The sequence below is a fragment of the Streptomyces sp. NPDC048297 genome, from assembly GCF_043201585.1.
GTDB lineage: Bacteria > Actinomycetota > Actinomycetes > Streptomycetales > Streptomycetaceae > Streptomyces.
Genome location: NZ_JBICZA010000001.1, coordinates 68,740 through 83,246 on the forward strand (window position 1 = coordinate 68,740; position 14,507 = coordinate 83,246).

Here is a 14,507-nt window from a genome sequence, read left to right on the forward strand (position 1 = left end):
GGCGGGTCAGGTGATGCGGCCCGCCGCCAGGACCACCCGTGCCAGTTCGGGGTGCACGATGTCGCTGTGCGCCCCGGCCGGCGGGCCTCCGCGCCGGACGACGGACGCCACGTCCACGTTCACGCACCCCGAGGCGGGCAGCGGTCCCCGCAGCGCCGTCGCGAGATCCATCGCGGCGGTGCCGGGGACCGCCTGCACCCCGTCGTGGCCCATCGCGCCCCACCGGGCCCCCAGCAGGTCGCCGACGGTGCTCCCACTGAGCGACCGGTCGTCGCCCGCCGTCCGTGAGGCCAGGGGGTAGAAGGTGCCGAGCGCCGCGTCGAAGCGGGAGTGGCAGCACACCAGCGGCCCGTCGATCCGGCCCTGCCGCCCGTGCAGGGCGCCCGTCTCGTCCCCGTCGTGCGGGAGCCGCTCGGCGAACGCGTAGTGCGAGAAGGCTCCTTGGAGCAGGGTCACGGACTTCACCGCGCGCACCCCGCCGGGCAGTCCGCGCAGCGCGAACGCCACCAGCCGCCCGCCGAAGCTGTGCCCGACCAGATGCACCCGCACGTCCGGGGCCGCGTGGGCCAACTGCCCGAGCAGCGGCCCGAGTCCGTGCTCGCCGACCGTCCCGGCCCGCCGTTTCATGGTGTAGTACGTCGCCTGCCGCAGCAGTTCCTTCGCGCCCTCCCATGGGTTCGGAATCCCGAACTGGGCTGGAGAAGCGGGTGAGTTCAGACCGGCCATGGCCTCGGTGAACTCCTCGCAGACGGCCGTCGGGTCCCCGTGGAACGCGACGGGCTCGCCCCCTTGGGAGGTGTCGTTCGCTGCGGGCGCCGGTGGCGTCTCGACCAGGAGCCGTACCAGCCGCCCGAACTCCGCCAACCCCTCCTCCCCGCACGGCTGTTCGTCCAGGAGCTGCGCCAGCCGGTCCAGCACGGTGGCCCGGCCGGGGAACGCCTCCAGCAGTGCGCGCCGCGTGTCCTTGTCCAGCGCCGGACGCGGCGCCGCCCCCGCGTCCGCCCCTGCCTCCGCCGCATCTGTGTCCGCTCCCATCCCGGTGGCCGCCACGGACCGCGGGAAGTCAGGGATCGGCTCGTCGCAGAACCGCATCGACGGCCAGATCACCCCCACATAGCCGATGCGTGCCGTCGGTGCGAGCCGGGGGATCGGTGCGAAGAAGCCGCGGTACAGCGCGGTGGCGCCCGTACGGTCGTTGTTCCAGCCGTGCGCGAAGACGATCAGGTCACGGACACCCCGGTCCGTGACCTGCGCCAGCAACTGGTCGCGTTCGGGGCGGTCCACGTCCCCGTCCGCGTCGAAGGTCAGCTCCCAGTAGGGAGTGACGCTCATCCCGGCATCCGCCATGACAGGCTCCCTCGTTCCGCCGAAACGGTGCGATACGGACGCATCGTCCTGCGGCGAGGCGAGGTTGGCCATACGACGCGGCTACTTGTAGAGGAGATATTCCTTTCGAACCCGCTGGAAAGCCGCCAGTTCGCCCTGCCAGGCCCCGGTCACCTCGTCGGTGCCGGCGCCCGCGTCGATCATCGTCCGCACCTGTGCGGAGCCGGTCAGCTTGTCGATCCAGTCGTCCGACCGCCAGGCGAAGCCGTCCCACGCCTTCTTGGCGGTCACGAGCAGGGCGATCCCGGTGCGTACGGGGTCGAAGGCGGCCCGGTCGAGCACGTGGACCTGGACACCGCCGACGGTCTTGCCCTGGAACTTGGAGAAGGTCGGCGCGAAGTACGCCTCCCTGAACCGCACGCCGGGCAGGGCGAGTTCGTTGGCCGCGGCAGCCCAGCGTCCGTCGATGCCGTCGGCGCCGAGGAGTTCGAAGGGGTGGGTGCTGCCCCGGCCCTCGGACAGGTTCGTGCCCTCGAACATACAGGTGCCGGAGTACACCAACGCGGTGTCCGGCGTTGGCATGTTGGGACTCGGCGGCACCCAGGGCAGGCCGGAGTCGTCGTAGAACCGGTCGCGCTTCCAGCCCGTCATCAGGACGGTCTCCAGCGGTACGGGGGCGTCGAGGAACTCGCCGTTGAACAGCCGGGCCAGCTCGGCGACCGTCATCCCGTGCGCCTGCGCGATCGGCTGCCGGCCGACGAACGTGGCGAACTCCTTGTGCAGCACCGGCCCTTCGGCGGACCGGCCGGTGACCGGGTTCGGACGGTCGAGGACGACGAACTTCCGGCCCGCGAGCCGGGCCGCCTCCATGCAGTCGTAGAGCGTCCAGATGTACGTGTAGAAGCGGGCGCCGACGTCCTGGATGTCGAAGACGACCGTGTCGACGCCGGAGGCCGTGAAGATGTCGGCCAGCTCCCGGCCGCTCTTCAGGTACGTGTCGTAGACCGGCAGGCCGGTCGCCGGGTCGTCGTAGCGGCCCTCGGAGCCGCCGGCCTGCGCGGTGCCCCGGAAACCGTGCTCGGGCCCGAAGACGGCGGTGAGGTGCACGCGGGAGTCGGCGTGCATGACGTCGACGATGTGCCGGGCGTCCCGCGTGATGCCCGTGGGGTTGGTGACGACGCCGACCTTCTGTCCGGACAGGAGCGTGTAGCCGTCGGCGGAGAGGCGCTCGAAACCGGTCCGCAGGCTCTCGCGGGGCCGCTCGGCACTCCCGCCGGACCGGTCGCCGGCCGGTGACGCGAGGACCGCGGGAACGGCGGGGACGGCCAGCGTGGCCGACGCGATGAGGCTCCGCCTGGACAGATGCATGTGTGACCTCCGTGGATGGGGCTGGTGCGGGCCGGGTACGGGTGGTCGTGCCCGCGCGACGGCGCCCCGGATCGGCACCGCCCCGCGTCCCTTAGGTTTGGTGCGGTCGTCCTTCCCTCACACATACCGACCGGTTAGTGTGGCGTGCGCCGAGCCGAGTCGCGTCATGGCGAAGGAGACCGATGGTGGAAGCCGTGCAGGATGCGGGAGTGGTCGTCACCGGAGCGGGCGGGGGGATCGGGGCCGCGCTGGCCCGCAGGTTCGCCGCAGCGGGTGCCCGGGTGGTCGTGAACGACCTGGACGGCGAGAAGGCGAAGGCGGTGGCGGCCGAGATCGGCGGGACAGCCGTGCCCGGCGACGCCTCCGCGATCGTCGACGAGGCGCGGGACGCGCTCGGCGGCACCGTCGACGTCTTCTGCGCCAACGCCGGCGTCGCCTTCGAGGACAGGGCGCCCGGCGACCCGCTCGACGAGAAGTCCTGGGCCCTGTCCTGGGACGTCAACGTGATGGCCCACGTCCGCGCGGCCCACGCGCTGCTGCCGCAGTGGCTGGAGCGGGGCTCCGGCCGGTTCGTGTCCACCGTCTCCGCCGCCGGACTCCTCACCATGATCGGCGCACCCGCCTACAGCGTCACCAAGCACGGCGCGCTGGCCTTCGCCGAGTGGCTGTCCCTCACCTACCGCCACCGCGGGATCAACGTCCACGCCATCTGCCCCCAGGGCGTGCGCACCGACATGCTCGCCTCCACCGGCAGCGCCGGCGACCTCGTGCTGCAGCCCACCGCCATCGAGCCGGACGCCGTCGCCGACGCCCTGTTCCGGGGCATCGAGGAGGACCGCTTCCTGATCCTCCCGCACCCCGAGGTCGCCGAGTACTACGCGGCGCGGGCCGCCATCCCCGACCGGTGGCTGTCCGGGATGAACCACATCCAGCAGAAGTGGGAGGCCGCCCGGTGACCGCCTCCGCCTCTTCCGCTTCTTCCGCGGCCTCCTCCGCTTCCCCCGAGGCTTCCGCCGCCTCTTCCGCGGCCTCCGCCGCCGCCCCTTCCACCCCCGGGTACGCGGACCGGCCCTGGCTCGCGCTGCTCGACGAGGCCCAGCGCGGCCCCGTCGACCCCGCCGACTCCCTCGTGCACGCCCTGCGCGACGCCGTCGCCGAGGCCCCCGACCGCACCTTCCTCGCCTACTTCGACGCCCGGCTGAGCTACCGCGAGGTCGACGAGCTGAGCGACTCGGTCGCGGCCCACCTCGCCGCGCGCGGACTGGAGCGCGGGGACCGGGTCGCCGTTCTCCTGCAGAACTCCCCGCACTTCGTGCTGGCCGTGCTCGGCGCCTGGAAGGCGGGCGCGACCGTCGTCCCCGTCAACCCGATGTACAAGTCGGGCGAGGTCGCCCACGTCCTGCGGGACGGCGAGGTGAGCGCGCTGATCTGCTCCGACCGGGCCTGGGAGTCGTATCTGCGCGAGACGGCCGCCGGCTCACCGGTGCGGATCGTGCTCACCGCCTGCGAGCGGGACTTCCAGACCCGCGACGACGCGCGTGTGCTCGCCTTCGAGCGGCTGCCCCGGGCCACCGACGCCGACGACCTGGCCGCCGTCGCCCGGCAGGGCGCCAGCGCCCCCGAGGGCCGCGACCCGCGCCCCGAGGACATCGCCCTGATCAGCTACACCTCGGGGACCAGCGGCACGCCCAAGGGCGCGACCAACACGCACGGCAACATCATGCACAACGCCGAGCGCCAGCGGACCGGGCTCGGCCTCCCCGAGGCGCCCGTCTACTACGCCCTCGCGCCGCTGTTCCACATCACGGGCATGGTCTGCCAGTTCGGCGCCTGCCTGAACAGCGCGGGCACGCTCGTGCTCGCCTACCGCTTCGAGCCTGGCGTTGTCCTCGACGCCTTCGCCGAGCACGCCCCGCACTACACCGTCGGCCCCTCCACCGCGTTCATGGCGCTGGCCGCCCACCCGGGCGCGGGCCGGGAGCACTTCGCCTCCTTCGTCAACATCTCCTCCGGCGGCGCCCCCGTGCCGCCGGCCCTGGTCGAGGCGTTCCGCGAGCGCTTCGGGCCGTACATCCGCGTCGGCTACGGCCTGACCGAGTGCACGGCCCCCTGCGCCTCCGTACCGCCCGGCCTTGAGGCGCCCGTGGACCCCGTCTCCGGGACGCTCTCGGTCGGCCTGCCCGGCGTCGACACGCTCGTGCGCATCCTCGACGACCTGGGCGCGGAAGTGCCCCTCGGGGAGCAGGGCGAGATCGTCGTCCGCGGTCCCCAGGTCGTGCCCGGTTACTGGCGGCGCCCCGAGGCCACCGCCGAGACGTTCCCGGACGGCGAACTGCGCACCGGCGACATCGGTTTCATGGACGAGCAGGGCTGGCTCTACGTCGTCGACCGCAAGAAGGACATGATCAACGCGTCCGGCTTCAAGGTCTGGCCGCGCGAGGTCGAGGACGTCCTCTACACCCATCCGGCGGTACGCGAGGCCGCCGTCGTCGGGGTCCCGGACGGCTACCGAGGGGAGACCGTCAAGGCCTACGTGAGCCTGCGGCCGGGCGCCGGGACGGACCCGGACGAACTCGCGGTGTACTGCAAGGAGAGACTGGCCGCGTACAAATACCCCCGCCAGGTGGAGATCCTGCCGGACCTGCCCAAGACGGCGAGTGGGAAGATCCTCCGACGGGAACTGCGTTCCCGCGTGGAGGACCGCAGCGACGACAGTCGATAGACACGACGGAAAGGCAGGTGGCGGCAGTGCCCAGGACGACGGACGGAGCCGGGACGCCCGTCCCGCAGCGGCTGCTGAACGCCGCCACCCGCCTCTTCGCCGAGCAGGGCTACGACCGCACCTCGGTCCAGGAGATCGTGGAGGCGGCCGGCGTCACCAAGGGGGCGCTGTACCACTACTTCGGCTCCAAGGACGACCTGCTGCACGAGGTCTACGCGCGCGTGCTGCGTCTCCAGCAGGAGCGCCTCGACGTGCTCGCGGACGCGGACGCGCCGGTCGACAAGCGACTGCGGGACGCGGCCGCGGACGTCGTGGTCACCACGATCGAGAACCTCGACGACACGCTGATCTTCTTCCGCTCCATGCACCACCTGAGCCCGGAGAAGAACAAGCAGGTACGCGCCGAGCGCCGGCGCTACCACGAACGGTTCCGCGCGCTCATCGAGGAGGGGCAGCGCGAGGGTGTCTTCTCCACGCGGACCCCGGCCGACCTGGTCGTGGACTACCACTTCGGCTCGGTCCACCACCTGTCGACCTGGTACCGCCCCGACGGCCCCCTCACCCCCCAGCAGGTCGCCGACCACCTCGCCGACCTGCTGCTGAGGGCCCTGCGCCCCTGAGACCCGCGCGCGGCGGGCGCCGGCCGGGAATCAGCCGGTGCCGGCCGGGGGCCAGCCTGTGCCGGCTCAGTCGGTGCCGGTCCGGGGTCAGTGGTCGTCCCAGTGGTCCCCGTGCTCCGCGTGCCGGTGTCCGTCGTGCAGGTAGTCGACGTGGTCGCCGTGCCGCACGCGTGCGTGCCCGCACTCCTCGTGGTGCACGTGCTCGTGGCTCTCGTGCACGGTGTGCCCGGCCGGCTCGCACTCGTCCCAGTGGCCGCCGTGCTCGCGGTGCAGATGGCCGTCGTGCGCGTAGTCGAGGTGGTCGCCGTGCCGCACGGCCGGGTGCCCGCAGTCCGGACCGTGGCTGTGCGTGCCGTGCTCGGTGTGTTCGAGGTGCGTCGTCGTCATGGTGTTCACCTTCGGCAGGTGGGGGATCGTGACGACGGACACGCTACGCCCGAGCCGGACTTATACGGGCATATCAGACACATGGCATCCGGGCGAGCCGGGATGGGGCCAGCCGAGGAGCGCGGCCGCGCCTAGCCGAGGAGCGCGGTCGCGCACGCCACCATCGCGACTGTGCACAGCACCGCCGCCGTCGCGTGCCGGGGGGCCAGTGCGGCGGGGCGGGGGCTTGTGGAGAGGGCGCGTACCCGCTGGTGGGCCACCCACAGGAAGCCCAGCCAGAGCGCACAGCACAGCGCGCACACCACGAGCCCCGTGGCGGAGATCCCGTCGCGCAGTGCGGACTTCATGGCGAGCACGGAGGCCACGGTGCTCGACAGGGTCGTACGCCGCCAGGCCAGCCGGGTCCGCTCGGGCTGCAGCCCCGGATCCCGGCCGTCCGTGCTCATCCCGCCTTCCGGAACAGCACCACCAGGACCATCGCGACGGCCACCACCGCGATGACCACGCTCAGCAGCGCCGGGAAGCGCGAGGCCGGCAGGTCCTCGCCCCGTCGCATGGCCCGCTCGCAGCGCACCCAGTGGTTCACCGCGCGCAGCGAGCACAGCACACCGGCGGCGAGCAGCGCGAGCGAGAGACCCGCCCGCCACGCCCAGCGCAGTTCCGGCAGGAACTGGTCCACCGCGAATCCGCCGCCGATGAGCGCGAGCGCCGTCCGCAGCCAGGCCAGGAACGTGCGCTCGTTGGCCAGCGAGAACCGGTAGTCCGGGGTGCTGCCTTCTGTCCGCACCTGCTCCGGCGCGAACCAGAGCCGGACGTTCCGCACGAATTCGATCACGCCCAGGACCCTACCGGGCGGTCACCGGGCGGCCCGGAACGCCCTCAGCCTCTCGTACGCCGCCAGCCCGTCCGGCGTCCACTCCCACTGCGTGAGCCGCCGCTCCACCTCGTCCTCGGGCAGGAACGCGTGCCACTGCACCTCCTCCACCTGCGGCTGTACGGGCAGGTCGCAGCGCACCTCGTAGACCGCCGACCACCAGCTGTGCCCGGCGCCGTCGTCGTACAGGAACGTGAAGCGGTACTCGGGCCGCGGCAGCCCGGACACCCCCAGTTCCTCCTCGGCCTCGCGCAGCGCCGCCTCGTCGTAGGACTCGCCCGCTCCCACGACCCCGCCGACGAACATGTCGTACAGGGAGGGGTAGACCAGCTTGGTCGCGGTGCGCCGGTGGACGAAGATCCGGCCGTCCGCGTCCCGGGCCAGGATGAACGTGCAGCGGTGGCGCAGCCCGCGGGCGTAGACCTCGCCGCGGGGGGCCTGGGCGACGACCTGGTCGTTCTCGTCGACGACGTCGAGGATTTCGTCAGCAGGGTTCATGACGGCCATCCAAGCAGCCCCCTTCAGGGGGGCGCGCGGCTCAGTACGGCTGGAGGTCGGCAAGGCAGGTACGGCTGGCGGTCAGTACGGCTGGAGGTCGGCCACCGGCTCCTCCGTCGCCGGGCCGCGCGGCATCGCCGGGTGCAGTCCGAGCAGCACGATGCCGGTGACGATCGCCGCGAGCCCGGACGCCTCCCAGGCCAGCGCCCCGGTGTCGGTGTGCAGCCGGTCGCCGAGGAAGCCCACCCCGCACAGGATGCCGGCGAGGGGCTGGGCGGCCGTCAGCGCGGGCAGCGACATGCGCAGCGGAGCCGTCTCGAACGCGCTCTGCACCAGGATCAGCCCGGCCACGCCGAGCACCAGGACGCCGTACGGCTGCCAGCCGGTGAACAGCTCCGGGAAGCCGCCGGCGGCGAAGCGGGTGCTGCTCGCCCGGGTCAGCGCGTCCTGCACGCCGTACAGCAGCCCGGCGGCGGTGGCCAGCAGCACCGGGCCCCAGTTCAGCCGGGACCGCTTTCCGTACGTGGTGAGCAGCAGGGCCGCGCCCAGCATCGCGCCGATGATCAGCCAGTGCCGCAGCGGGTCGGTGACGGCGCTGCCGGCCCGTGGCTGGCCCGCCAGGATGAACGCGCTCACCCCGCCCGCGAGCAGCGCGAGCCCCGCCCAGCCCTGGCGGCCCAGGGGCTGTTTCGTCTGGTGGCGGGAGAGCGCGAGGGCGAACAGCAGGTTCGTGGCGAGGAGCGGTTCGACCAGGGAGATCTCGCCCTTGCCGAGGGCGACGGCGCCCAGCGCCATCCCGGTCACCATGAGGGCGATGCCGCCGAGCCAGCGCGGCACCCGCATCAGGTCGAGCAGCAGCCGGAAGGACAGGAAGTCACTGAGTGGTGCCTTCTGGGCGACGTTCTGCTGGAGCACGAAGCCGAAGCCGACACAACAGGCCGCGCTCACGGCGAGCAGGAGAACCAGGAAGGACACGCTGCGTACCTCGATCGTCCGGCCGGGTCACGGGTGCGTAGTGGCCGACTCTAGCGTTCCCGGGACGTGATGACCCGAGGAGTGCCCGGAACCGGGCAGTTGACCCGCTCACGTTGCCCCGGGCCGCGCGCCCCGCGCCATGGCGCACGCCACACCACCGCCACCTGTCCGCGCCGACTTGGCGCCGGTGGTGCGGGGCCGGGGGAGTCGTGCCTGCTCAGGACCCAAGTCCGCGTCCGCGCACCGTTGTTGAAATTATCAACCGCCACGGTTCGGCTTGACGCGAACCGTGGCGGGGGGTTGGCTGTGCGTGATCGGTCGACGGCAGCCCGAGAAACAGGAAGTCCCGCGGTGCCCCCATTCCCGCCTCTGCTCGGCGCGCGCCGGGCCCTCACGTTCCCGTCCCTGCTCGGGGCGCGCCGGACCCTCACGGAACCACCCGGCGACACCGCCGGGCGCGACTCCGGCGCGTCGACGACGGTCTTCGACGAGACCGAAGCCCCTGCCGACACCCATGCCGGCGTCCACGTCGATTTCTTCGACGACACCCTCGGCGACGTGGAACTCCTCGCCGCCCGCACCGCACTGATCCAGGGCCGCCGACAGGCCGCCCGCTCGCTGTTGCTGCACACGGGTGACGACTGGGACCGCCGGGGCCACCGCGTCACCGTGCTCGCCCGCGAGCCGTACGCCGCCGCCTGGGCGCGGGACTGGCAGGTCGCCGAGCCGGAGTCCGCCGACGCGGCCACGCTCGTCGCCCTGTCCCTGGTCCACCGCGCCCTGCGCGGCAAGGAGGACCCCGACCGCGCCCGCGCGGCCTGCCACGCCGCCGCCGCGCTCGCCCCCGCCGACCCGACCCCCTGGCTCGGCCTGCTGTTACTGGCCCGTGCCGGGGGCGGGGACAGCGAGCTGTTACGGAGCTTCGCCGAACTGCGCGCCCGTCACCCCGAGCACCACCACGGTCACCATCTGCTCGTCGCCCGTCTCGCCGAGCGGCCCCGCGGGCGCCGGGCCGAGTCCCACGAGGTGTACGACCTCGCCGAGCACGCCGCCGCCGAGGCCCCCGCCGACTCCCCGCTGGCCGTCCTCCCGGTCGTCGCCTACGCCGAGCGCTACCGCGTCCTGGCCGCCGCGGGTCTGGCCCCCGCCGACCCCGCCGCCACCGGGCACTGGTCCGGCCCCCGGGCCCGCCGGATCCTGCGCGCCTGCTTCGACTGGTGGCTGGAGTGGGAGCACGACGAGCACCCGCGCCGCCACGTCGACCTGAACCACCTGGCCTTCGCCATGTCCTGCGCCGGCCGCCCCGCCGAGGCCGCCGCCCTCTTCCAGCGGATCGGCACCGACGCCACCCCGGCCCCCTGGTCGTACCCGCACCGCGACCCCCGTACGGCCTTCACCACGGCCCGCGCCCGCGCACTGGGCCCCGCCTGAACGCCCCCGCACGGGACGCCGCACCGGCCGAACCGCCCGCGCGCGGGACACCGCACCGGCCGAACCGCCCGCGCACGGGACACCACACCGGCCGAACCGCCCGCGCACGGGACACCACACCGGCCGAACCGCCCCCGCACCGGGCACCGCACCGCCCGAACACCGTCCGCGAGCCTCGACCACTCGCCCGTAAGCCTCGATCACTCGCCCGTAAGGCTCGACCACTGGCCCGTAAGAATTGATTACGGAACTCTGACCAGTGACCCCGTTCGCTGGCCCCGCACGGGCGAGTGGTGCTCGAATGGCCATGTGAAACCCGAACGTTCCGAGGCCCCGGACGAAGCGCGGGGCAGGCCCATCGGCCGCCGCGTCTTCCTCGGCACCCTCGGCCTGGGCGCCCTCGGTGTGGCCACCGCGCCCGTCCTGCAGCGTGGCCTGGAGGGCTTCCTCGGCACCGTGTCCGGCAAGGACCCCACGGGCCTGACCGGTCTCCTCCCCAACGGCGGAGGATTCCGTTACTACTCGGTCGCCGCGTCCGTCCCGCACAAGGGCCCCGCCGACTACCGGCTCACCGTCGACGGCCTGGTCGACCGCCCGCAGACCTACACCCTGGCCGACCTGCGCGCCCTGCCGCAGACCCGGCTGGTCAAGGACGTCCAGTGCGTGACCGGCTGGCGGGTCCCGGGCACCCCGTTCCAGGGCGTACGGCTCTCCCACCTGCTGGACGCGGCCGGGGTCCGGCCGACCGCCAGGGCCATCCGCTTCACCTGCTTCGACGGCACCTACACCGAGAGCCTCACCCTCGACCAGGCCCGCCGCCCGGACGTCCTGGTCGCGCTGCGCATGCAGGACAAGGACATCGGCCACGACCACGGCGGCCCCGTCCGTCTCTACGTCGCCCCCATGTACTTCTACAAGTCCGCCAAATGGCTCTCCGGCATCACCGTCACCGACCGGGTCAAGCCCGGGTACTGGGAGGATCTCGGCTACGACGTCGACGCCTGGGTGGGCCGCTCGAACGGACGGACCGATGAGCCTACGAGCTGAGACCCCGGCGCCGCCGAGCGCCCGCCTCCACCGGTTCACCCGCGCGGAGCGCTGGGTGCACCGTACGACCGCCCTGCTGATGGGCGTGTGCGTGGTGACGGCGGCCTGTCTCTACATCCCGCAGCTGGCCGTGCTCGTGGGCCGCCGCGCACTGGTCGTCCGTATCCACGAGTGCGCCGGTCTCGCGCTGCCCGTCCCGGTGCTCCTCGGTCTCGCCTCCCGCGCCTTCCGCGCCGACCTGCGCTTCCTCAACCGCTTCGGCCCGCACGACCGCATCTGGCTGCGCGCCGCGCTGGTCCGTGACAAGCGTCACTCCTCGCGCCCCGCGGGCAAGTTCAACGCCGGACAGAAGGTCTACGCGGCCTGGATCGCCGGCGCGAGCCTGGTCATGCTCGGCACCGGCCTGATGATGTGGTTCACGCATCTCACCCCGCTGATGTGGCGCACCTCGGCCACCTTCGTCCACGACTGGCTGGCCCTGACCATCGGCGTGGTCCTGGCCGGGCACATCGGCATGGCGCTGGGGGATCCGGAGGCGCGGCGAGGCCTGCGGACGGGGACGGTGAGCAGGGACTGGGCGAAGCGGGAACACCCGTTGTGGCGCCCCTGAGCGCGGTCGAACGCCCCCTGTGACCTGTGCGGTTGGCGTGACCTGTGGAGTTGGCCCCCGCGTGGCCCGCCGTCCCGGGAACGGCGGGCCCGGCGTCTCGTCGGACGCCGACGCGGGGTATCCGGAACCTACGCTTCCGGAAGTGGAAATGGAAGCCCCTGTTCCTGTTGACCCCCGGACGTGCGCCGACGCACCCTGAACGCCACGCACCACCAGGGAGCACCGCATGAGCCGAGCCACCACCACCCACCGCGTCGTCGAGTACTGGACGGACCAGGGCACCCACGTGATCTTCCCCGTGCAGCGCAGCGAGGAGGTCGACCGCATGAGCGACGCGCAGCTGATCTCGCGGTACGGAGACCCCGAGGACGGGTCGGTCACGAAGATCGCCCATTAGGGCCACTTGACCGGTGAAGGCGCCCCGGACATGCGGAAGACGGGCAGTGTCGACGTAATACCGGGTGTCCCGGCACACGTGCGCACGCCCGTCATACCGCCGTGGACGGCGCAGTACGTGGTGACTGGCTCGACTCGGCTACTGGCTCAACTCGGTTACCGGCTCGACCTGGTGACCGGCTCGGCTAGATGACCAGGGACAGCAGCAGGACCAGACCGCCGGCGACCACCGAGATGATGGTCTCCATCACCGACCAGGTCTTGACCGTCTGCCCGACGCTCAGCCCGAAGTACTCCTTCACCAGCCAGAAACCGGCGTCGTTGACATGGCTGAAGAAGAGCGAGCCGGCGCCGATGGCCAGGACCAGCAGGGCGGTGTGGGTGGTCGACATGTCGGCCGCCAGCGGAGCCACGAGCCCCGCGGCCGACACGGTCGCGACCGTCGCCGAACCCGTCGCCAGCCGGATCGCCACCGCGATCAGCCAGGCCAGCAGCAGCGCCGGGATCGACCAGTCCTTGGAGATGTCCAGAATCATCTGGCCCACACCGGAGTCGATCAGCGTCTGCTTGAAGCCACCGCCCGCGCCGACGATCAGCAGGATGCCGGCGATGGGCATCAGGCCCTTCTCGACCGTCTCCTGCATCCGCCCCTTGCTGAAGCCGGCGGCCCGGCCCAGCGTGAAGAAGGCGACGATGACGGCGGCGAGCAGCGCGATCATCGGGGAGCCGATGATGTCGAAGACCCGCTGGGTCGGCTTCGTGGGGTCGTCGACGACGATGTCCACCAGCGCCTTGGCCAGCATCAGCACGACCGGCAGCAGCATCGTGACGAGCGTCGCGACGAAGCTCGGCCGGCGCTCCACCTGGTCCGAGGCGCGCTGCGGCAGCATCCGGTCGGGAGCCTGCACGTCCACCCAGCGGGCGGCGACCTTGGAGAACAGCGGACCGGCGATGATCACCGTGGGGATGGCGACCAGGATGCCGAGCGCCAGGGTCACACCCAGGTTGGCCTTGACCGCGTCGATCGCGACCAGCGGGCCGGGGTGCGGCGGGATCAGACCGTGCATCACGGACAGACCGGCCAGCGCCGGTATGCCGATGCGCATCAGCGAGTAGTTGCCGCGCTTGGCGACCATCAGCACGACCGGGATCAGCAGCACGATGCCGACCTCGAAGAACAGCGGCAGACCGATCACGGAGGCGATCAGCACCATCGCCCACGGCATGGCCCGCCCGCCGGCCCTGGCGAGGATCGTGTCGACGATCTGGTCGGCGCCGCCGGAGTCGGCGAGCAGCTTGCCGAGGATCGCGCCGAGGGCGATCAGCACACCGACACCGGCGACGGTGCTGCCGAGGCCCGTGGTGAAGCTGGTGATCACCTTGTCCAGCGGTGCGCCGGCGACCGCGCCGAGCACCAGGGAGCCGATGGTCAGGGACAGAAAGGCGTGAAGCTTGAACTTCGTGATGAGAACAACGATGACGGCGATGCCCGCCAGGACGGCGATGCCCAGCTGAGCATGACCGGCCGAGGTGATCGGCGGAAGCGGATCCGCTGCCAGCATCTCGACGCTGAGTCTGGTCACGGGGTTTCCCTTTGCAGGTATGGGGACGAGGGGTGGGGTGTCACTCGGATGTCTGGGAAAGGGCGTCCAGGGCGTTCACCGCACGCTCGGTGATCTCCTCGGGCTCGCCGGCGATGTCGACGGCGCCCCCCGCCTCGTCCGCCTGGAGCGGCTGGAGCGTGGCGAACTGGGAGTCCAGCAGCGCGGTCGGCATGAAGTGACCCCGCCGGTGGGACATCCGGTCCTCGATCAGCTTCCGGTCGCCCGTGAGGTGCACGAACACGACTCCGGGAGCCACGGCCCGGATCCGGTCGCGGTACGACCGCTTCAGGGCCGAGCTGCTGACCACCCCACCGAGCCCCGCCCTGCCGTGCGCCCAGTGCCCGATGGCGTCGAGCCACGGCCACCGGTCGGTGTCGTCGAGCGGGATCCCGGCCGACATCTTGTCGATGTTGGCCTTCGGGTGGAAGTCGTCGCCCTCGGCGTACGGAACGCCCAGCCGGGCGGCGAGCAACGGACCGATCGTGGTCTTGCCCGTCCCGGCGACGCCCATCACGACGACGACCTGGGGGGTGCGCATGACTGCCTCGCTGTCTTCTTCGACATCCGACGCCGACATCCGGCGTCGCCACACTGAAACCTATTAGGTATGACAAATTCAAGAGTCTGTGACGTATAAGTCTGACTTTTT

General features: G+C 72.0%; 16 protein-coding genes. 7 read left to right on the forward strand and 9 right to left on the reverse strand.

What is annotated here, in order from left to right; all coding sequences use genetic code 11:
* Window positions 1-6: 6 nt before the first annotated feature.
* Both ACGFYV_RS00280 and ACGFYV_RS00285 read right to left on the reverse strand, forming a co-directional pair.
* A complete protein-coding gene (locus ACGFYV_RS00280) occupies window positions 7-1,347 on the reverse strand; it encodes a serine-threonine protein kinase (RefSeq protein ID WP_393876069.1) in 1,341 nt (446 codons plus the stop codon).
* Between the two features lie 81 nt (window positions 1,348-1,428).
* Window positions 1,429-2,694, reverse strand: coding sequence for an exo-beta-N-acetylmuramidase NamZ domain-containing protein (locus ACGFYV_RS00285; protein ID WP_393876070.1), 1,266 nt, complete (start codon window positions 2,692-2,694; stop codon window positions 1,429-1,431).
* A gap of 182 nt (window positions 2,695-2,876) precedes the next feature.
* Here ACGFYV_RS00285 and ACGFYV_RS00290 point away from each other — a divergent pair, with 182 nt between their 5' ends.
* From ACGFYV_RS00290 to ACGFYV_RS00300, 3 genes are all read left to right on the forward strand, one after another.
* Complete coding sequence (locus tag ACGFYV_RS00290; RefSeq protein WP_393876071.1) at window positions 2,877-3,650, forward strand: SDR family oxidoreductase; 774 nt, start codon at window positions 2,877-2,879, stop codon at window positions 3,648-3,650.
* A gap of 125 nt (window positions 3,651-3,775) precedes the next feature.
* Complete coding sequence (locus ACGFYV_RS00295; RefSeq protein WP_393876375.1) at window positions 3,776-5,416, forward strand: class I adenylate-forming enzyme family protein; 1,641 nt, start codon at window positions 3,776-3,778, stop codon at window positions 5,414-5,416.
* Window positions 5,417-5,442: 26 nt separating this feature from the next.
* Window positions 5,443-6,036, forward strand: a complete 594-nt coding sequence (locus ACGFYV_RS00300; protein ID WP_393876072.1) for a TetR/AcrR family transcriptional regulator — start codon at window positions 5,443-5,445, stop codon at window positions 6,034-6,036.
* 87 nt (window positions 6,037-6,123) lie between these two features.
* On the opposite strand, the gene ACGFYV_RS00305 is transcribed toward ACGFYV_RS00300, so the two are convergent.
* The 5 genes from ACGFYV_RS00305 to ACGFYV_RS00325 all read right to left on the reverse strand — a co-directional run bounded on the left by ACGFYV_RS00305 (window position 6,124) and on the right by ACGFYV_RS00325 (window position 8,770).
* Entirely contained in the window at window positions 6,124-6,423 is a 300-nt protein-coding gene (locus ACGFYV_RS00305; RefSeq protein WP_393876073.1) for a hypothetical protein, read from the reverse strand.
* Window positions 6,424-6,554: 131 nt separating this feature from the next.
* Window positions 6,555-6,869 (reverse strand): DUF202 domain-containing protein, encoded by a 315-nt coding sequence (locus ACGFYV_RS00310; RefSeq protein WP_393876074.1) that lies wholly within the window; start codon window positions 6,867-6,869, stop codon window positions 6,555-6,557.
* Window positions 6,866-7,258 (reverse strand): YidH family protein, encoded by a 393-nt coding sequence (locus ACGFYV_RS00315; RefSeq protein WP_393876075.1) that lies wholly within the window; start codon window positions 7,256-7,258, stop codon window positions 6,866-6,868. Before ACGFYV_RS00315 ends, ACGFYV_RS00310 begins: the two co-directional genes overlap by 4 nt.
* Before the next feature lie 21 nt (window positions 7,259-7,279).
* On the reverse strand, window positions 7,280-7,795 hold the full coding sequence (locus ACGFYV_RS00320; RefSeq protein ID WP_393876076.1) for an NUDIX hydrolase: 516 nt from the start codon (window positions 7,793-7,795) through the stop codon (window positions 7,280-7,282).
* 81 nt (window positions 7,796-7,876) lie between these two features.
* Window positions 7,877-8,770: a DMT family transporter gene (locus ACGFYV_RS00325; RefSeq protein WP_393876077.1), complete on the reverse strand. Its 894-nt coding sequence runs from the start codon at window positions 8,768-8,770 to the stop codon at window positions 7,877-7,879.
* Between the two features lie 351 nt (window positions 8,771-9,121).
* On the opposite strand from ACGFYV_RS00325, the gene ACGFYV_RS00330 reads away from it, so the two are divergent.
* From ACGFYV_RS00330 to ACGFYV_RS00345, 4 genes are all read left to right on the forward strand, one after another.
* Complete coding sequence (locus ACGFYV_RS00330; protein WP_393876078.1) at window positions 9,122-10,201, forward strand: hypothetical protein; 1,080 nt, start codon at window positions 9,122-9,124, stop codon at window positions 10,199-10,201.
* Window positions 10,202-10,510: 309 nt separating this feature from the next.
* A complete protein-coding gene (locus ACGFYV_RS00335) occupies window positions 10,511-11,248 on the forward strand; it encodes a molybdopterin-dependent oxidoreductase (protein WP_393876079.1) in 738 nt (245 codons plus the stop codon).
* A complete protein-coding gene (locus ACGFYV_RS00340) occupies window positions 11,232-11,858 on the forward strand; it encodes a cytochrome b/b6 domain-containing protein (protein ID WP_393876080.1) in 627 nt (208 codons plus the stop codon). The genes ACGFYV_RS00335 and ACGFYV_RS00340 overlap by 17 nt, the downstream gene beginning before the upstream one ends.
* A 226-nt stretch (window positions 11,859-12,084) precedes the next feature.
* Window positions 12,085-12,255 (forward strand): hypothetical protein, encoded by a 171-nt coding sequence (locus ACGFYV_RS00345; protein WP_393876081.1) that lies wholly within the window; start codon window positions 12,085-12,087, stop codon window positions 12,253-12,255.
* Between the two features lie 184 nt (window positions 12,256-12,439).
* Here ACGFYV_RS00345 and ACGFYV_RS00350 read toward each other — a convergent pair whose 3' ends face one another.
* On the reverse strand, window positions 12,440-13,837 hold the full coding sequence (locus ACGFYV_RS00350) for a GntP family permease (protein WP_393876082.1): 1,398 nt from the start codon (window positions 13,835-13,837) through the stop codon (window positions 12,440-12,442).
* A 40-nt stretch (window positions 13,838-13,877) separates the two neighbouring features.
* A complete protein-coding gene (locus tag ACGFYV_RS00355; protein WP_393876083.1) occupies window positions 13,878-14,396 on the reverse strand; it encodes a gluconokinase in 519 nt (172 codons plus the stop codon).
* Window positions 14,397-14,507 lie beyond the last annotated feature (111 nt).